This is a genomic window from Frateuria sp. (assembly GCF_035944355.1).
Classification (GTDB): domain Bacteria; phylum Pseudomonadota; class Gammaproteobacteria; order Xanthomonadales; family Rhodanobacteraceae; genus Frateuria_A.
In genome coordinates this window covers 26,515-44,711 of record NZ_DASZBH010000001.1, presented here as the reverse complement: position 1 = coordinate 44,711, position 18,197 = coordinate 26,515, and the positions used below count along the sequence as shown (strand labels likewise).

Here is an 18,197-nt window from a genome sequence, read left to right as displayed (position 1 = left end):
TGGCCGAAGCGGCCGTCAGGAAGAAGGAACGATGGGCAGCACGGATGCCGGCTGGCGCAATTGCCGCAGGGCGGTGGCGCGAGCACGATCCTTGTCGCGGCCGAAGGATTCGAGGATGCGGATCTGGTCGTCCAGCGAGGGCACCGGCACCGCCAGGCCTTCCAGGCCGACCAGCACCAGGCGCCCGGGCGGCACCGCCCGCCAGCCTTCGCCCGCGTCGTGCTCCAGCCCGCCCATCAGCTCCACCGGCATGCCGGGAAAGCGGAAGCGGGCGAAATGCGAGCGGAAGCGGTCGCCGTCGGCGGGGGCGTAGCTGGCGTCGCGGCGATCAGCCCAGTGCGAGGCCAGGACCTGCGCATCGGCCCGCGACACCAGCACGTCGACGTCCGCCACGCCCACCTCGGCGCCGAGCAGCCGCGCGGCGGCGCTGCCGATCAGGCACCACGGATCGGCGCAGTGCACGTGCAGTTCCGGCACCGCTTCGGCGAGCGCGACGAACAGCGCGGGCGGGATATGGCTCATGCGCGACGGCGCATCCAGGTTTCGCGGCTCTGGCCCCATACCTCGACGACGAGGTCCTGGAACGGCTCGGGCAGTCGGCCCGGCCCCTGCGGGCTGGAACCGAGCCGCCGGGCGACCCGCTGCGAGGCGAGGTTGTCCGGCGCGATGGTGTGGATCACCTCGGTCCAGCCAAGGTGGGCGAACGCCCAGTCGATCGCCGCGGCTGCGCCCTCGGTGGCGTAGCCCTTGCCCCAGGCTTCGCGCAGCAGGCCCCAGCCCACCTCGGTGCCGGGCCAGCCTTCCGGGCACCAGGGGCCGAGCCGGCCGATCCAGCGGCCGCTGGCCTTCTCGATCACCGAGAACATGCCGTAGCCCTGGATCGCCCACGCCCCGGCCATGGAAAGGAACCCCCGCCAGGCCACCGGGCGTGCCTGCGGCCCGCCGATGTGGCGCGAGTTGTCCTCGTCGCCCATCAGCGCGGCCCAACCCTCGAAATCCTCCGGCCCGGTCGGGCGCAGGACCAGTCGGTCGGTTTCGATGCGGATGTCCGGAACGTGCAAGGCCTGGCTCCTAAAGCCCCTCTCCCGCCGGGGAGAGGGGTTGGGGAAAGGGTGCGGGACTTGCGCGGACGTCACCGTCGCGCACCGAGCCCAACCTTCATCCGTCGCTTCGCGCCACCTTCTCCCGGAGGGGAGGAGCATCAGAACGCGTTGATGCCGGTCAGCTCGCGACCAACCACCAGCTGGTGCACGGTCTCGGTGCCCTCGTAGGTGATCACCGATTCGAGGTTCAGCGCGTGGCGGATCGCCGAGTGCTCGGTGGTGATGCCGGCGCCGCCCAGGATGTCGCGGCAGTCGCGGGCGATGTCCAGCGCCATGCGCACGTTGTTCCACTTGGCCAGCGAGACCTGGGTGGGCTGCATGGCGCCGGCGTCCTTCAGGCGCCCCAGCTGCAGCGAGAGCAGCTGCGCGGTGGTGATGCGCCGGGCCATGTCGGCGAGCTTCAACTGGATCGCCTGGTTCGAGGCGAGCGGGCGGCCGAACAGGATGCGCTCGGCGGTGTAGTCCAGCACCTCCTTCAGGCAGGCCTGCGCGGCGCCGATCGGGCCCCAGGTGATGCCGTAGCGGGCCTGGGTCAGGCAGCCCAGCGGGCCCTTGAGGCCCTTCACGTTGGGCAGGCGGTTGGCGTCGGGCACGCGCACGTTGTCGAAGAACAGCGCGCTGGTGACCGAGGCGCGCAGGCTCATCTTCTTGTGCACCTCCTGCGCGGCGAAGCCCTTGGAATCGGTCGGCACGATGAAGCCCTGGATACCGTCCTCGGTTTGCGCCCAGACGATCGCGATGTGCGCCATGTTGCCGTTGGTGATCCACATCTTGGCGCCGTTGATGACCCAGTCGCCGCCGTCCTTCCTGGCGTTGGTCTTCATGTTGGCCGGGTCCGAACCGCCGTGCGGTTCGGTCAGGCCGAAGCAGCCGATCACCTCGCCCGCCGCCATCTCGGGCAAGTAGTGCATCTTCTGCTCTTCGCTGCCGTAGGCGTAGATCGGATACATGCACAGCGAACTCTGCACCGAGGCGAAGCTGCGCAGGCCCGAGTCGCCGCGCTCCAGCTCCTGGCAGATCAGGCCGTAGCTCACGCCGTTCATACCGGCGCAGCCGTACTTTTCCGGGATCGTCGCGCCGAGCAGGCCCAGGTTGGCGATCTCGGGGATCAGCTCCTTGGGAAAGCGGCCCTGGTCGAAGCAATCGCCGATGATCGGCAGCACCTTCTCGTCGACGAAGCGGCCGACAGTGTCCTGCACCATGCGCTCCTCGTCGGTAAGCAGCGAGCGGACGTCGTACAGGTCGAGCGGGTCGAGGCGGGCGGCCATGCTTCGGTTCCAGTGGTTGGGACAAGCCCGGCATTCTAGCGCCGCCAGCGGGTATGGTCATGCCACTGGGGGCCGGTTCGGCCGCATTTGCGCCAACCTGTGCGCCGCCGTCGGGAGAACGCATGTTCAAGGGTGTATTGCTCGGCTTCGCCTGCTACGCGGCCTATGCGGTCAGCGACGCCTTCGTCAAGTCGCTGCACGGTTCGCTGCCCGTCTTCGAGGCGGTGTTCTTCGGCGCGTTGCTCGGCCTGGCCGCCATCCCGTTCATCCGCAAGCCGGGCGACCGCTGGCACGAGGTGTTCGTCGCCAACCGGCCTTCGCTCTGGTGGATCCGCGCGGTCACCGGCGCGGTCAGCAACCTGTCCGCCGTGGTCGCGTTCACGCACCTGCCGATGGCCGAGACCTTCGCGCTGATCTTCCTGATGCCGATCTTCGTGACCGTGCTGTCGGTGATCTTTCTCAAGGAACACGTGGGCTGGCGGCGCTGGTCGGCGGTGTTCGCCGGCTTCCTGGGCGTGCTGGTGGTGCTGCGGCCAGGCTTCCGTCACCTGGGACTGGGCCATTTCGCCGCCATCACCTGCGGCATGGCCGGCGCGATCTCGGTGGTGGCGCTGCGCATGGCCGGCGCCCACGAGAAGCGCATCAGCCTGTACGGCGCCGGCGTGGTCGGCCCGTTGGCGACCGGCTTTGTGCTGATGCTGCCTTCGTTCGTCTGGCCGACCTTGCACCAATGGTGGCTGCTGGCCGGCTACGGCCTGCTCGCGGCGCTGGCCGGCGTGCTGCTGATGCTCGCCACCCAGGCTGCGCCTGCCAACCGCGTGGCGCCGACCCAATACAGCCAGATGCTGTGGGCGATCGGCTTCGGCTACTGGCTGTTCGGGGACCGCCTGGACTGGCCGATGCTCGTCGGCATCGCGATGATCCTGGGCGCCGGCCTGTTCACGCTGGTGCGCGAGGACCAGGTGAGCGGCTGGTGGCGGCGCATGAAGCTGGTCTGAGCTGGCGCAGCGACGGCTGGAACAGCCCGAGCAGGAACCAGCCCGCGTGCAGCAGCCAGAGCAGCAGTACGTAGAGCTTGATCTGCTCCCCGCTCCAGAAGCCGGCGTGGATCCAGTCCAGGAGCACGCTTGCGCGCCAGCCTTCCAGCCACGCGGCGCCGCCCCAGCGCAGGACCCACCGGGCCAGCAGCGAGTCCGCGGCGAACAGCCGGATCCCACTGCCCATAGCTCATCCGTGCCCGGGCTCCCTCAGCGGTTGCTCACCCCGTGCGGCACGTGCCCGGTGGCGACGTGCTTGCGCGCCGACTCGACGTTGGCGAGCGAGTCGTCGAAGAAAATGTCGGCGCCGAAGGCGTCCAGGAACGGGCCCTTGTCGCGTCCGCCCAGGAACAGCGCCTCGTCGATGCGCACGCCCCAGCGACGCAGGGTGAGGATCACGCGCTTGTGCGCCGGGGCGGAACGGGCGGTGACCAGCGCGGTGCGGATGGGCGAGTCTTCCGCCGGAAATGCGGTCTGCAGGCGGTGCAACGCCGTGAGGAAGCCGCGGAAAGGGCCTACCGACAGCGGCTCGGCGGCATGCTCGGTCTCGCGGCGATGAAACGCTTCGAGGCCTTCCTCGCGCGACACCCGCTCGCCCTCGTCGCCGAAGATCACCGCATCGCCATCGAAGGCGATGCGCAGCTGCTCGCTGGCGCGGGGCGGCGCGGTGCTGGGAAGGATGGTGGCCGCCGCAACGCCGGCCGCGAGCGCCCGGCCCACGTCCTCGGCGTTGGCCGAGAGGAACAGGTCGGCCTTGAACGGCGCGATGTAGTCCGAGGTCGGCGCGCCGCTGGTGAAGGCGGCACGGCTGATCTCGAGCCCGTGGTGCTGGATGGCGTTGAAGATGCGCAGGCCGGTATCGCCGGAATTGCGCGAAAGCAGGATCACTTCCACCGGCGGCACGTCGCCCGCGAGCTTGTTGAGGCCCAGCAGCTTCTGCACCAGCGGGAAGGCGACGCCGGGCGGGAGGATCTCGTTCTCGTGCTCGATCTGGAAGCGGCGGTAGGCGTCCAGCCCGTCGCGCTCGAACAAGGCATGGCTGTCCCCGAGGTCGAACAGCGCACGCGAGGAGATGGCAACCACCAGGCGGTTGTCCGTGCTGGCGCCGGGATCATGGGCATCGGGTGCGGTCATGCGTTCCAATCTAGCAAAGGCGAACGGTAGGCGTGGGACGAATCGTCCCATCCGTCCTGCCGGCACCTTTCCCTACGAGGCGGTCAGGGCGGCTCAAATTCGGGCAGCGGAACGGGGGAGGTCTCGGTTGGGAACCGCCCTATTCCGCCGCGAACTGCTCGTCCAGGATGCGCTGTTCCAGGTTGTGCTCCGGATCGAACAGCAGCTTCACGCCGCGCTCCTGCGCCTGGCAGATGGTCACCGTGCGCACGTCGCGCACCTCCAGGAAATCGGCGGTGGCGCTTACCGGGCGCTTGCCCGGGTCGAGCACGCGCAGCGTCACCAGCGTGCGATGCGGCAGGATCGCACCCCGCCAGCGGCGTGGGCGGAACGGGCTGATCGGCGTCAGCGCCAGCACGTTGGCATCCAGCGGGAGGATCGGGCCGTGTGCGGACAGGTTGTACGCGGTGGAACCGGCGGGCGTGGCCACCATGATGCCGTCGCAGACCAGCGCCGGGATCTTCACCGCCTCGTTGAGGCTCACTTCCAGGTGCGCCGCCTGGTTGGTCTGGCGCAGCAGCGACACCTCGTTGAAGGCCAGGGCCTGCTGTTCGTTGCCGTGCACGTCGGTGGTGCGCATCTGCAATGGATAAAGCACGGCCGCGTGGGCGCGCTCGACCCGCCCCGGGAGGTCGTCGAGCTGGTGCTTGTTCATCAGGAAGCCGACGCGCCCCAGTTTCATGCCGTACACCGGCAGGTCCAGTGCACGATGGACATGCAGCGTGCGCAACATGAATCCGTCGCCGCCCAGCGCCACGATCACCTCCGCTTCCAGCGGCGGCACGTCACCGTAGCGCTCGACCAACTTGCGGCGGGCCTGCTGGGCGATGCCAGTCTCGCTGGCGACGAAGGCAAAGCGCATGGGCGTCCGGTATGGCGGAAATACCATGAGCTTAACGCAGCGGCCGGCGCGGCGATGCAAGCGAGCCGCCGCGTGGCCCCATGCGCGAGCCAGGGGTTGCGGCGGCCATACGTGGGGACGGAAAACTTCCGCCTTCATCCCCCCGAGAGCGGGATCTGCCCGCCGGATCGACGAACCGGGGAACGACTCTGACGTTCGAGTTCCACCGCCGGGGCCCATGCCTGGAAACAAACGATCGACGTTTGCAGGCAGCCCGGGGGCTTGGCTATGTCCGGATCGCGGCCCCACGTCATGACCGAATCCATCAAGGCGTCATTGTCGGACTCGATTATCTTGCCGGGCTGGCATTTCATTTCGCTGGCCGCATACGGCGCCTCGATGCTCTGGACGAGCACCCCTCCGGCCTGCGCCCCGGCTCCGGAGATCGAATAGACGACGTATTTGTAGACGCCATCGGCGAACGAGTAAGCCATGCCGCCGGTCGACCTGCCATACACCAGGTGCGAGCTGAAAAAGGCGCTCCTCGCGTCAGCGTTTGCATTCGGATAGAGGTATTCCGACGCCCCCGGACGTCCAAACGCGTAGTAAAAGCGGACGCTCTGCTGGCCCGATTCGGCTGCGGCACAGATCGATACGACCTTTCCTCCGCTCAACGGGCACGAGAAAACGACCTGGTCGGCTTTTTCGCACATCGTCAAGCCGGCTTCCGGCACGGACTCGGCTCTCGCCGAGGGCGAAATCACGGGCACGCACATGGATGAAAGGCCGAGCACAAACGCACCAAGGATCGGTTGAGCTTTCATCTTTTCTCCCCCTCTCACGGATCATCGCTGCACCCCGAGGAAGCGACGTGTCCGGCAGCAAGAAGCCTGAACACGTTTGAATGAAGTTGTCCGGCTCACCTCGCCGCACGCTGCATCAGCGTGGCCGGTACCCCGCCGCTATTCGCCCACGCGCGGCGCCGATTTCGGACTCACCCCGAGTCGCCGCAATCGCTGCCAGGCCACACAGGCCCGACAGCGCGGTGCGCGTCTGCTCCCCGAGGAAATCGGCACCGGCCAGCCAGCATGCGATCTGCTCCTTCAGGCTGGCCTGGCCGTTGCCGGAGGACAGCCGGTAGGTCCGCTCGAAGCTCGGAAAGGAGGAATCGGTGTTCGGGTCCGAAGCGGCCTGCCGACGGACCAGTTGGTCCCGGCTTTCGAAGATGAGGGAGGCGAAACCGAAGAAGGCCGTGCGCGCCTGCGCGGTCCAGGACGAGTCCGTGTGCGGATCGTCGGATTAGAGAATGGCGCCGATGGGTCTGGAGTTCGCTGATCCGCACCCGCGGATCGGGCGAAAGGCACAGGATCCAGCGGAATCGCGAGCTCCAGCAGCCACAGCGTCAGGAAACCCGCCAGGTAGGCGCCCGCGACCAGTGCGGTCATGCCTGACATGCCGACCGCAAGCGCCTTGGCTCTGCCGCTCATGGCTGCGCCCCCATCCCTAGGAGAGGGCGCAGTCTAGCTCCGCAGTTACCAGCGGTTGGACGCCAGCGCGGAATATCAGAAAAGCCCTACGCCAACACGTGATGGCGCGCACTGGCGCGGCAGCGCCGCGACAGGTCGGACCGGTTCCCGCCGCAGCGGGAACCGGTCCGCGGCCTTATTGCACCGGCACCTGCGCCAGCTGCGCCAGGCGCCGCACCGCGACCGAGGCGATCGGATAGTCGGCGTTCTGGGTCAGGATCTCCGCCAGCATGCTGCGGGTGTACTTGAGCGTGGCGTCGTCGCGATCCAGCCAGGCCTGCACCGGCGAGACATCCTTGCGGTCGCCGGCCAGGGCCAGCACCTGCTGGGCCAGCGCACGATGCTGGTGGTTGAGCTCGTCCAGCAGCGAGCCGCGTGCCTGCGCGTGCCAGTGGCCTTCCACCGGCAGCGCCTCGATCTGGCCGCGCAGCCACTCCAGGTCGAGCCGCTCGCCCAGTTCGTAGAACACGCGAGCGACGGTCGCGATCGGTTGGCCGCTCTGCTGGGCCACTTCGCACATGTCCAGCACGGCGCGCAGCACCGATATGCGGCCCAGCCGCACGGCCAGTTCCTTGGGCACGCCCAGGCCTTCCCACTTCTCGCAGCTCAGCTCGAAGTCGGCCTTGCCCGTCTCGGTAAGCGCATCGGGCAACGCCTTGCGCAGCGCGGTGACGCCGCCCAGGTAGCGCTCCACGTTGGCGGCGATGTCCAGCGTGCCGCCGGGGCGGTTGAGCAGCCAGCGGGTCATGTGCCGCAGTTGCGACCAGATCTGCATGATCGCGTCGATCTGCGTGTCCTCCGCGACCTTGCTGTCCAGCGCCTCGATCTGCGCCCAAAGTTCGCGGGCATCCAGGATCTCGCGCGCGGCGGTGTAGGCCTTGGCGATCGCCGCCGGGCCCTGCCCGGTGTCCTCCTGCATGCGCATCATGAAGGTGGCGCCCATGCGGTTGATCGTGGAGTTGGTCACCGCGGTGGCGATGATCTCGCGCTTGAGGCGATGGCGCTGCATGTTGGCCGCGTACTTCCCGTGCAACGGCTCGGGGAAATAGCGCACCAGCTCCTTGGACAGGTACGGATCTTCCGGCACGTCCGACTCGAGCAGCTGCTGGAACAGCTTGATCTTGTCGTAGGACAAGAGCACCGCCAGCTCCGGCCGGGTCAGCCCCTGGTGGCGGGTCTTGCGCTCGGTCAGCTCCGCGTCGGAGGGCAGGTTCTCGACCTGGCGGTCGAGCAGGCCCTCGGCCTCCAGTTCGCGGATGAAGTGCGCCATCGAGCCCAGCCGCTTGACCGACTGGTGCTCCATCAGGGTGATCGCCTGGTTCTGGCGGTAGTTGTCCCACAGCACCAGTTGCGCGACCTCGTCGGTCATCGCGGCCAGCTGCTTGTTGCGGCCTTCCTCGGTCAGCTCGCCGCGGCGCACCGCGTCGTTGAGCAGAATCTTGATGTTCACCTCGTGGTCGGAGGTGTCCACGCCGGCGGAGTTGTCGATGAAGTCGGTGTTGAGCAGCACGCCGTGCTGGGCGGCCTCGATGCGGCCCTTCTGGGTGAAGCCCAGGTTGCCGCCCTCGCCCACGACCTTGCAGCGCAGCTCGGCGCCGTTGATGCGCAAGGCGTTGTTGGCGCGGTCGCCGACGTCGGCGTTGCTCTCATGCGAAGACTTCACGTAGGTGCCGATGCCGCCGTTCCACAGCAGGTCGACCGGCGCCCTGAGAATCGCGCTCATCAGCTCCGCGGGCGTCAGGTGGGTGGCGTCACCCTTGATGCCCAGCGCCTCGCGCACCTGCGGGGACACCGGGATCGACTTCAGGCTGCGGGCGTAGATGCCGCCGCCTTCGGAGATCAGCGACCTGTCGTAATCGTCCCAGCTCGAACGCGGCAGCTTGAACATGCGCTGGCGCTCGGCGAAGGATTTGGCCGCGTCCGGGTTGGGGTCCAGGAAGATGTGTCGGTGGTCGAACGCGGCCAGCAGGCGGATGTGCTCGGACAGCAGCATGCCGTTGCCGAACACGTCGCCGGACATGTCGCCGATGCCCACGCAGGTGAAGTCTTGGCGTTGCGAGTCGCGGCCCAACGCGCGGAAGTGGCGCTTGACCGATTCCCAGGCGCCCTTGGCGGTGATGCCCATGCCCTTGTGGTCATAGCCGTTCGAGCCGCCGGAGGCGAACGCGTCGCCCAGCCAGAAGTTGTGCTCGATCGAGATCGCATTGGCGATGTCGGAGAACGTCGCCGTGCCCTTGTCGGCCGCGACCACCAGGTACGGATCGTCCAGGTCGTGGCGCACCACCTCGTGCGGCGGCACCACCTTGCCCTCGACCAGGTTGTCGGTGATGTCGAGCAGGCCGTTGATGAACATCTTGTAGCAGGCGATGCCCTCGGCCAGCTGCGCGTCGCGGTCGCCGCCGCCACCCGTCGGCATAGGCGGGCGCTTGACGAAGAAGCCGCCCTTGGAGCCGACCGGCACGATCACGGTGTTCTTGACCATCTGCGCCTTGACCAGGCCGAGCACTTCCGTGCGGAAGTCCTCGCGGCGATCGGACCAGCGCAGGCCGCCGCGCGCCACCGCGCCGAAGCGCAAGTGGATGCCTTCCACGCGCGCGGCGGAGACGAAGATCTCGCGGTAGGGCACCGGCTTGGGCAGGTCGGGCACCTTGTGCGAGTCGAACTTGTAGCTGATGTACGGACGATAGGCGCCGTCCCACTGCTGGAAGAAGCTCGTGCGCAAGGTGGCGCGGATCACGCCCAGGAAGCTGCGCAGGATGCGGTCGTCGTCCAGGCTGGCGACGTTCTCCAGCAGCAGGCCGATGGCCTCCTCGATGGTCGACACCTGCTCGGCGCGCGGACGCGAGAGCATCGCCACCAGGCCATCGACCAGCCCCGGCTGCGCCGCCTGCACGTTGCCCGGGATCAGCAAGCGCATCTCGGCGTCGAGCAGCTCGCCGGCGGTCTTGAGTTCCGCGGCCGACAGGCTCTCGCGGCGCGGATCGAACTTGGCGTTGAACAATTCCACGAACAGGCCGGCGATGGCCGGATAGCGGTTGAGCGCATCCTCCATGTAGGCCTGCGAGAACGACACGCCGGTCTGCAGCAGGTACTTGCAGTAGCCGCGCAGCATGGCGACCTGGCGCCAGTTGAGCTTGGCGCCCAGCACCAGCCGGTTGAAGCCGTCGTTCTCGGCGTTGCCGCGCCAGATCTGCTCGAAGGCGTCCTCGAACAGCGTGCCGACCTGCTCCACGGTGAAGGTGAGATGGCCGACCGGCTGCACCTCGAAGTCCTGGATGAACAGCGGCGTGCCGCCGGTGTCGACGTCGTAGACGTGCTCGGTGAGCACGCGCAGCCCCAGGTTCTCCAGCTGCGGCAGAACTTCGGACAGGGCGATGTCGCCGCCGGAGCGGTAGACCTTGAAACGCAGCTCGTCCGGCCGCTGCGGCGGGTGGTAGAAGGACATGCGCACGGCATCGTCGCCTTCCAGCAGCGACAGCTCGTGGACGTCTTCGGCGGCCACCTCCGGGCTCACCTCGTCGGCGTAGCCGACCGGCAACGCCTTGGCATAGCGGTTGGCCAGCACCACGCCCTCGTGGTCGCCGCGCGCGCGCACCAACGCGTCGCGCACGTCGTCGTGCCAGTTGCGCACGATCGAGGCCACGGACTGCTCCAGGGCCGCCGTGTCGTATGCCGTGCGGTCGCCGATCTTCGGGCGCACCACCACGTGCAGGCGCGCCAGCGCGGCCTCGCCCATCAACACGGCCGAATCGACGTGCTCGCCGTGCAGGGCGTCGCGCAGCAGGTGCTCGATGCGCTCGCGCACGGTGGTGTTGAAGCGCTCGCGAGGCACGTAGACCAGGCAGGTGTAGAAGCGGCCATAGCGGTCGCGACGCACGAACAGGCGCGTGCGCGCACGCTGGCGCAGCTCGAGGATGCCGCTGGCGATGGAGAACAGTTCCTCCTCGCTGCTCTGGAACAGCTCGTCGCGCGGCAGAGTCTCCAGGATGTGCCGCAGCGACTTGCCCGAATATGAATCGCGCTTCAGGCCGGAGCGGCACATGACCGCCTCGACCCGCTGGCGCACCAGCGGCACGTCCTGCGGGCGGACCATGTAGGCATTGGAAGTGAACAGGCCGAGGAAGCGCTGCTCGGCCACCGGCCTGCCGCTCGCGTCGAACTTGAGCACGCCCACGTAATCCATGTAGCCGGGGCGGTGCACGTGCGAGCGCGCGTTGGTCTTGGTCAGGATGATCGCATCGGTGGCGCCGGACTGCGGCAACTCCGAGGCGACCAGGCTGCGCAACGAGCGCGGCGCCACCGAGCGCTCGCTGCCGCGCAGGATGCCCAGGCCGGAGCTGTCGATGGCGCGCAGCACGTCCTCGCCGTCGGCCTCGGTCACCTCGTACTCGCGGTAGCCGAGGAAGGTGAAGTTGTCATCGGCGAGCCAGCGCAGGAAATCGGCGGCCTCGCCCACCGAGCGTTCGTCCATCGGCAGCTTGCGCTGCGGCAGCTCGGCCGCCACCGCCAACGCCTTGTCGCGCATGGCCGACCAGTCGCCCACCGCGGCGCGCACGTCTTCCAGCGCCGCTTCCACGCGGGCCTGGAGCGCGGCCTGAGCGGCCTCGTCGGCCACGCGGTCGACCTCGAAATGCATCACCGACTCGGCCGCGCCGGTCTCGCCGCCCAGGCGCTGGAGCTGGCCCCTGGCGTCGCGTGCGGCCTTGACCACCGGATGGATCACCGCATGGATCTGCAGCTGTTCCGACACGATCATGCTGACCGTGTCGACCAGGAAGGGCATGTCGTCCGTGACCACTTCGACCACGCTGCGGCCCGCATGGCCGCGCCCGGGGTTGAGCACGCGCACCTTGGCGCGGCCCGGCTCGCGCTGCTGAAGGAAATCGAGCAGACCGGCGATGAGTGAGGCCCATTCCGCCGGCGTATGCAGGTCCACGTCGCTGTGCGCCATCCGCGCGAAGAAGGCGCCGATAAAAAATTGCGCCTCATCAAGGCGCTGGGTCGGAAAGCCGCTGTTCTTCAGTTCCTCGAAAACAGCCGGGGGAACCGCACTGTCGCTGGTCGCGCGAATGGCATTCATGGCATCTGCTTGTCAGTGGAAACGAAAGTGCCCGCGCCGGGGACGCGCAAAGCCCGAAAAGGATACGCCGGGCGTCAGGGCGATTCCACCGACGGAGCCTGAAGTTGCGGGGGCTCAAGCCCGTTGCGCGCTTTTCATCGAGGCTCATGTCGATCGCCGGTGCCGAGCTTCGTCGTGCTCCGGTGCCGACCGATGAGGCATCCCTTGCGACCGGCTTTGTTCACAACGCTCGGTAACGCGCAAGTCCTGGCTGGCGCGGTTCGCAAAATGTAAACTCGACGGTATAGTTGCGCATTTCCAGCCGGCGGTGGCCCCGCCGTCGACACGCCGCGCCACGACCATTGGCACTGGTCGGTCACGGCGACGCTCGTATGCTCGCCGGCTTTCTCGCCGCACCCTGACACGCCTCATAAGAAGAATGGAGTTCCCATGAAGTCCACGACAACGCGCACCCTGGCCCTGTGCCTCGGCCTGCTCACCCTGGCCGCCTGCGGCAAGGGCCAGCCGCAGGGGCAGCAGCAGATGCCGCCGCCGCAAGTGGGCGTCATCACCGTCAAGCCGCAGACCGTGCCGCTGACCAAGGACCTGGTCGGCAGACTGTCGGCCTTCCGCAGCGCGGACGTGCGGGCCCGCGTGCCCGGCGTGCTCGTCAAACGCACTTACGAGGAAGGCACCGACGTCAAGCAGGGGCAGTTGCTGTTCCAGATCGACCCGGCGCCGCTGAAGGCCGCACTGGGCGCGGCGCAGGGCAACCTCGCGCAGGCGCAGGCGAGCTACACCAACGCCAAGATCAATGCCCAGCGAGCCCGCGAGCTGGCGCCCAAGGGCTACGTGTCCAAGGCCGACCTGGACAATGCGCTGGCCGCCGAACGCAGCGCCGCGGCCGCCATGCAGCAGGCGCGCGCCAACGTGCAGTCGGCGCAGATCAACCTGGGCTATGCCGACGTTCGCTCGCCGATCGACGGCCGCGCCGGCCAGCAGCAGGTCACCGAGGGCGCGCTGGTCGGTCAGGGCGAGGCCACGCTGCTCACCACCGTCGACCAGATCGACCCGCTGTACGTGAACTTCACCATGAGCGTGGCCGAGCTGGAGCAGCTGCGCCAGGCGCAGGGCCAGGGCAACGTGTCGCTGGCAGGCAACGCCAACGCCACCGTGCGGGTGACGCTGCCCGACGGCAGCACGTACGGCGAGGCGGGCACGCTGGACTTTTCTTCCACTACGGTCGATCCGGCCACTGGTGCGGTGAAGCTGCGCGCACGCATTCCCAATCCGCAGCGCACCCTGTTGCCGGGCATGTACGTCACCATCGCCGCTTCGCTGGGCCAGCGCCACAACGTGTTCCTAGTCCCGCAGCCGGCGGTGCTGCGCGACACGGTGGGCGCCTACGTCTTCACCGTCGGCGCCGACGGCAAGGTCGTCCGCCGCGACGTGACCACCAGCGGGATGGCCGGCAACGACTGGGTCGTCACCGGCGGCCTCAAGGCGGACGAGAAGGTGATCGTCTCGGGCGTGCAGAACGTCAAGGAAGGGGCCCCGGCCAATGCCTCTCCGTGGCAGCCGCCGGCATCCGCTGGCAAGGCCCCTGCCGCCGCCGCGACCGCGCGCGGCAAGTAACGGAGCCAAGACCATGCCGAGTTTTTTCATCGACCGCCCGATCTTCGCGTGGGTGGTGGCCATCCTGATCTCGCTGGGCGGCGTGCTGGCCATCCTCAACCTGGGCGTGGAGTCCTACCCGAACATCGCGCCGCCTTCGGTGACGGTGAACGCCTCCTACCCCGGCGCCAGCGCCGAGACCACCGAGAAAGCCGTCACCCAGGTGATCGAGCAGCAGCTGACCGGCATCGACCACCTGCTGTACTTCAGCTCCTCCTCCAGCTCCAGCGGCCGCGCCAGCATCACGCTGACCTTCGAAAGCGGCACCGATCCCGACATCGCGCAGGTGCAGGTACAGAACAAGGTCGCATTGGCCACGCCGCGCCTGCCCTCGGAAGTGACCCAGCAAGGCGTGGTGGTGGCCAAGGCCAACGCCGGCTTCCTGATGGTCGTGGCGCTGAAGTCCGACAATCCGAACATCGACCGCGACCGGCTGAGCGACATCGTCGGCTCGCAGGTGCTCGACCAGATCTCGCGCGTACCCGGCGTGGGCAGCACCCAGCAGTTCGGCTCCGAGTACGCCATGCGCATCTGGCTCGACCCGGACAAGCTGCAGGGTTACAGCCTGTCGGCCACCCAGGTACTGAACGCGATCAAGGAGCAGAACGTGCAGTTCGCCGCCGGTTCGATCGGCGCCGATCCGGCCCTGCCCGGCGAGGGTTTCACGGCAACGGTGTCGACCGAGGGCCGCTTCACCAGCCCCGACCAGTTCGCCGGGATCATCCTGCGCGCCAATCCGGACGGCACCACGGTCAAGCTCGGCGACGTGGCGCGTATCAGCTTCGGCCCAGGCAACTACGGCTTCGACACCACCGTCGACGGCAAGCCGATCGGCGCCTTCGCGATCCAGCTGCTGCCCGGCGCCAACGCGCTCAACGTGGCCACCGCGGTGCGCGGCAAGATGGACGAGCTCGCCCCCAGCTTCCCGCCGGGCGTGAGCTGGTTCAGCCCGTACGACAGCACCTCGTTCGTGAGGATCTCCATCGACGAGGTGGTGCACACGCTGATCGAGGCGATCATCCTGGTATTCTTCGTGATGTGGCTGTTCCTGCAGAACATCCGCGCCACGATCATCCCGACGCTGGTCATCCCGGTGGCCCTGCTGGGAACCTTCCTGGGCATGCTGGTGCTGGGTTTCACGATCAACCAGCTGACCCTGTTCGGCATGGTGCTGGCCATCGGCATCGTGGTGGACGACGCGATCGTGGTGATCGAGAACGTCGAACGCATCATGACCGAGGAGAACCTGCCGCCGAAGGAGGCCACCCGCAAGGCGATGGCCCAGATCACCGGCGCCGTGGTGGCGATCACCGTGGTGCTGACGGCGGTGTTCGTGCCCTCGGCGCTGCAGCCGGGCGCCTCGGGCATCATCTACAAGCAGTTCGCGCTGACCATCGCGGTGTCGATGGCGTTCTCGGCTTTCCTGGCGCTGTCCTTCACGCCGGCGCTGTGCGCGAGCTTCCTGCAGCCGGAACACCACAAGAAGAAGAACGTGGTCTTCCGCAAGTTCAACCAGTTCTTCGAATGGACCACGCGCACCTATACCGGCCACGTCGGCGGCGCCGTGCGGCACGCGCCGCGCTGGATGCTCCTGTTCGTGCTGATCGCGGTGCTGGCCGGCTTTCTCTACACCCGCCTGCCCGGCAGCTTCCTGCCGGAGGAAGACCAGGGCTACGCGCTTTCGGTGATCCAGCTGCCGCCGGGCGCCACCAAGCAGCGCACCGAAGAAGTGATGGGCCAGATGCTGAAGATCCTGAAGAAGGATCCCTCGGTCGACACCGTGCTGCAGGTGGCCGGCTTCAGCTTCATCGGTTCGGGCGAGAACGCGGGCATGGCGTTCATCAAGCTCAAGGATTGGGCCGACCGCAAGGACACCGCGGCGGAGTTCATCCAGCGCGCCAATGGCGAACTGTTCCAGATCCATGACGCGCGCATCTTCGTGGTGAACATCCCCACGGTGCAGGGCCTGGGCCAGTTCGGCGGCTTCGACATGTACCTGCAGGACCGCAGCGGCGCCGGCCGCGAGGCGCTGACGCAGGCCCGCAACATGCTGCTGGGCAAGGCCAGCCAGGATTCGCTGCTGACCGGGGTGCGGCCCAATGCGCTGGAGGATTCGCCGCAGCTGCACCTGGACGTGGACCGCGTGCAGGCGCAGTCGATGGGCCTGTCGGTAGGCGACATCTACAACGCCATCGGCCTGATGTTGGCCCCCGTATACGTCAACGACTTCACCTACGGTGGGCGCGTCAAGCGCGTGATCATGCAGGCCGACGCGCCCTATCGCATGAGCCCGGATGCGCTGCAGCACTTCTTCACGCCCAGCAGCACGCAGACCGCCGGTGCCGGCACGCCCGACATGATTCCGCTGTCGAACGTGGTGCATGCGGACTGGCAGATGGGTTCGCCTTCGCTGACCCGTTACAACGGCTACGCCGCGGTGGAGATCGTCGGCTCGCCCGCCCCCGGACACGCCTCGGGCGAGGCGATGAACGAGATGGAGAAGATCGTGACCAACGATCTGCCCAAGGGCTACGGCTTCGACTGGACCGGCCAGTCCTACCAGGAGATCCTCTCGGGCAACGCCGCCACGCTGCTGATGGTGCTGTCGATCGTGATCGTGTTCCTGGCGCTGGCCGCGCTCTACGAGAGTTGGTCGATCCCGGTGTCGGTGCTGCTGGTGCTGCCGCTGGGCCTGCTCGGCGCCGTGGTGTTCACACTGCTGCGCGGGCTGCCCAACGACATCTACTTCAAGGTCGGCCTGATCACGGTGATCGGCCTGGCGGCGAAGAACGCGATCCTGATCGTGGAGTTCGCGGTGGAGCAGCAAGCCCACGGCCAGACGCTGCGCGCCGGCGTGATCGAAGCGGCGCGCCTGCGATTGCGGCCGATCCTGATGACCTCGCTGGCGTTCATCCTGGGCGTGTTCCCGCTGTTCATTTCCTCCGGCGCCGGCGCCAACGCCCGTCATGCGATCGGCACCGGCGTGATCGGCGGCATGCTGTTCGCCACTTTCCTGGGCGTGCTGCTGATCCCGGTGTTCTACGTGGTGGTGCGCCGCTTGCTGGGCGACAAGCTCGATGGCGACGGCCCGGCCAGGCCCGGCCTGGACGGTCCGCACACCTTCGATTCGGATCCACGTCGCGGGCACTAGCCGACCGACGCTCCCTCCCCCGTTGCTTATCAAGGATGGGGGAGAGAGCCCGGGTGAGGGGCCGGGGCTCGCCTCGGACTCGCAAAGAAAAAGCCCGGGCAATGCCCGGGCTCTTTACTTGTGTCCTTGCCAAGCGTGCAAACCACCTGGCGATGGTCACCGTTACCGCAAACCTTCACCCCGCTCCAGAAGGGAGCAGGGGGCTCAGCGCAGCCCGGTCTCGTTGCGGGCGATCACGATGCGCTGGATCTCGCTGGTGCCTTCGTAGATCTCGGTGATCTTGGCGTCGCGGAAATAGCGCTCCAGCGGCATCTCCTTGGAGTAGCCCATGCCGCCATGGATCTGCACGGCCTGGTGGCTGATCCACATCGCCGCCTCCGAAGCGGTCAGCTTGGCGATCGCCGCCTCGGTGCCGAAGCGCCCGCCGTTCTTCTCGGCCTCGCCCTTGGCCCATGCGGCGCGCAGGGTGAGCAGGGTGGCCGCATCGAGCTTGCACTTCATGTCGGCGATCTTGGCCTGGGTCATCTGGAACGTGCCGATCGGCGTGCCGAACGCCTTGCGGTCGCGCGACCACTGCAGCGTGGCCTCGTAGGCGGCGCGGGCGATGCCCACGGCCTGCGAGGCGATGCCGATGCGGCCGGCATCCAGCACGCCCATGGCGATGGCGAAACCCTTGCCCTCCTGCCCGAGCAGGTTTTCCTTCGGGCAGACGTAGTCGTTGAACTCGATCTCGCAGGTAGCGGATGCGCGAATACCGAGTTTCGGCTCGGTCTTGCCGGCGTGGAAGCCCGGGCGCTTGGTGTCGATGATGAACGCCGACACGCCCTTGGCGCCGATGCCCGGCGTGGTGATCGCGAACAGCACGATGTAGCGCGCCACGGGACCTGAGGTGATCCAGCTCTTCTTGCCGTTGATCACCCAGTCGCCGTCGGCGTTCTTCACCGCGCGGGTGTGCATGTTGGACGCGTCGGAGCCGGATTGCGGCTCGGTCAGCGCATAGGCGCCGATGGCCTCGCCCGAAGCGATCGCGCGCACGTAGGTCTGCTTCTGCTCCTCGGTGCCGTGCTTGAGGATGCCGTTGCAGAACAGCGAATTGTTGACCGACATGATGGTCGAGGTAGCGGCGTCCGCCGCGGCGATCTCGATCATCGCCAGCACGTAGGCGATCGGGTCCATGCCGGCACCGCCGTACTCGGCCGGCACCTCGATGCCCATCAGGCCGAGCTGGCCCATTTCCTGGATGTTCTCGAGCGGGAACTGGCCCTTGGCGTCCAGCTCGGCCGCCACCGGCGCGATGCGCTTTTGCGCGAAATCGCGGGCGATGGATTGGATCGAGAGCTGGTCTTCGGTAAAACGGAAATCCAT

At 67.7% G+C, this 18,197-nt stretch carries 12 protein-coding genes; 3 read left to right on the top strand and 9 right to left on the bottom strand.

Translation table 11 applies throughout. The features are described from left to right. Positions 1–15: 15 nt before the first annotated feature. The 3 genes from VGU03_RS00165 to VGU03_RS00155 form a co-directional block, all read right to left on the bottom strand. Positions 16–522, bottom strand: coding sequence for a hypothetical protein (locus tag VGU03_RS00165; protein ID WP_327477608.1), 507 nt, complete (start codon positions 520–522; stop codon positions 16–18). Further along, complete coding sequence (locus VGU03_RS00160) at positions 519–1,061, bottom strand: GNAT family N-acetyltransferase (RefSeq protein ID WP_327477607.1); 543 nt, start codon at positions 1,059–1,061, stop codon at positions 519–521. Before VGU03_RS00160 ends, VGU03_RS00165 begins: the two co-directional genes overlap by 4 nt. A 140-nt stretch (positions 1,062–1,201) precedes the next feature. Beyond that, the gene (locus tag VGU03_RS00155) at positions 1,202–2,371 is read right to left on the bottom strand and encodes an acyl-CoA dehydrogenase family protein (protein WP_327477606.1); all 1,170 of its coding nucleotides are present in this window, start codon (positions 2,369–2,371) and stop codon (positions 1,202–1,204) included. Positions 2,372–2,493: 122 nt separating this feature from the next. Between VGU03_RS00155 and VGU03_RS00150 the strand changes: the two genes are divergently transcribed. Continuing rightward, positions 2,494–3,369 (top strand): DMT family transporter, encoded by an 876-nt coding sequence (locus VGU03_RS00150; protein WP_327477604.1) that lies wholly within the window; start codon positions 2,494–2,496, stop codon positions 3,367–3,369. Here VGU03_RS00150 and VGU03_RS00145 read toward each other — a convergent pair. The 5 genes from VGU03_RS00145 to VGU03_RS00125 all read right to left on the bottom strand — a co-directional run bounded on the left by VGU03_RS00145 (position 3,311) and on the right by VGU03_RS00125 (position 12,028). Further along, positions 3,311–3,595 carry a hypothetical protein gene (locus tag VGU03_RS00145; protein ID WP_327477603.1) on the bottom strand — a complete coding sequence of 95 codons (285 nt, stop codon included), beginning with the start codon at positions 3,593–3,595 and terminating at the stop codon, positions 3,311–3,313. The genes VGU03_RS00150 and VGU03_RS00145 overlap by 59 nt on opposite strands. A gap of 23 nt (positions 3,596–3,618) precedes the next feature. Further along, on the bottom strand, positions 3,619–4,542 hold the full coding sequence (locus tag VGU03_RS00140; protein WP_327477602.1) for a 5'-nucleotidase: 924 nt from the start codon (positions 4,540–4,542) through the stop codon (positions 3,619–3,621). A gap of 139 nt (positions 4,543–4,681) precedes the next feature. After that, entirely contained in the window at positions 4,682–5,443 is a 762-nt protein-coding gene (locus VGU03_RS00135) for an NAD kinase (RefSeq protein WP_327477601.1), read from the bottom strand. Between the two features lie 134 nt (positions 5,444–5,577). Further along, on the bottom strand, positions 5,578–6,246 hold the full coding sequence (locus VGU03_RS00130) for a hypothetical protein (protein WP_327477600.1): 669 nt from the start codon (positions 6,244–6,246) through the stop codon (positions 5,578–5,580). A gap of 838 nt (positions 6,247–7,084) precedes the next feature. Beyond that, positions 7,085–12,028 (bottom strand): NAD-glutamate dehydrogenase, encoded by a 4,944-nt coding sequence (locus VGU03_RS00125; RefSeq protein ID WP_327477599.1) that lies wholly within the window; start codon positions 12,026–12,028, stop codon positions 7,085–7,087. A 429-nt stretch (positions 12,029–12,457) separates the two neighbouring features. Here VGU03_RS00125 and VGU03_RS00120 point away from each other — a divergent pair, with 429 nt between their 5' ends. Both VGU03_RS00120 and VGU03_RS00115 read left to right on the top strand, forming a co-directional pair. Beyond that, on the top strand, positions 12,458–13,642 hold the full coding sequence (locus VGU03_RS00120) for an efflux RND transporter periplasmic adaptor subunit (protein ID WP_327477598.1): 1,185 nt from the start codon (positions 12,458–12,460) through the stop codon (positions 13,640–13,642). Between the two features lie 13 nt (positions 13,643–13,655). Continuing rightward, a complete protein-coding gene (locus VGU03_RS00115) occupies positions 13,656–16,832 on the top strand; it encodes an efflux RND transporter permease subunit (protein ID WP_327477597.1) in 3,177 nt (1,058 codons plus the stop codon). A 204-nt stretch (positions 16,833–17,036) separates the two neighbouring features. Here the strand turns inward: VGU03_RS00115 and VGU03_RS00110 are convergent, their stop codons facing one another. Beyond that, entirely contained in the window at positions 17,037–18,197 is a 1,161-nt protein-coding gene (locus VGU03_RS00110) for an acyl-CoA dehydrogenase family protein (protein ID WP_327477596.1), read from the bottom strand.

What these genes read in the sequence shown, in the direction of transcription:
- VGU03_RS00165 (WP_327477608.1), bottom strand. Translation starts at nt 522, where the DNA reads ATGAGCCATATCCCGCCCGCGCTGTTCGTCGCGCTCGCCGAAGCGGTG.
- VGU03_RS00155 (WP_327477606.1), bottom strand. Translation starts at nt 2,371, where the DNA reads ATGGCCGCCCGCCTCGACCCGCTCGACCTGTACGACGTCCGCTCGCTG.
- VGU03_RS00150 (WP_327477604.1), top strand. Translation starts at nt 2,494, where the DNA reads ATGTTCAAGGGTGTATTGCTCGGCTTCGCCTGCTACGCGGCCTATGCG.
- VGU03_RS00145 (WP_327477603.1), bottom strand. Translation starts at nt 3,595, where the DNA reads ATGGGCAGTGGGATCCGGCTGTTCGCCGCGGACTCGCTGCTGGCCCGG.
- VGU03_RS00140 (WP_327477602.1), bottom strand. Translation starts at nt 4,542, where the DNA reads ATGACCGCACCCGATGCCCATGATCCCGGCGCCAGCACGGACAACCGC.
- VGU03_RS00135 (WP_327477601.1), bottom strand. Translation starts at nt 5,443, where the DNA reads ATGCGCTTTGCCTTCGTCGCCAGCGAGACTGGCATCGCCCAGCAGGCC.
- VGU03_RS00130 (WP_327477600.1), bottom strand. Translation starts at nt 6,246, where the DNA reads ATGAAAGCTCAACCGATCCTTGGTGCGTTTGTGCTCGGCCTTTCATCC.
- VGU03_RS00125 (WP_327477599.1), bottom strand. Translation starts at nt 12,028, where the DNA reads ATGAATGCCATTCGCGCGACCAGCGACAGTGCGGTTCCCCCGGCTGTT.
- VGU03_RS00120 (WP_327477598.1), top strand. Translation starts at nt 12,458, where the DNA reads ATGAAGTCCACGACAACGCGCACCCTGGCCCTGTGCCTCGGCCTGCTC.
- VGU03_RS00115 (WP_327477597.1), top strand. Translation starts at nt 13,656, where the DNA reads ATGCCGAGTTTTTTCATCGACCGCCCGATCTTCGCGTGGGTGGTGGCC.
- VGU03_RS00110 (WP_327477596.1), bottom strand. Translation starts at nt 18,197, where the DNA reads ATGGATTTCCGTTTTACCGAAGACCAGCTCTCGATCCAATCCATCGCC.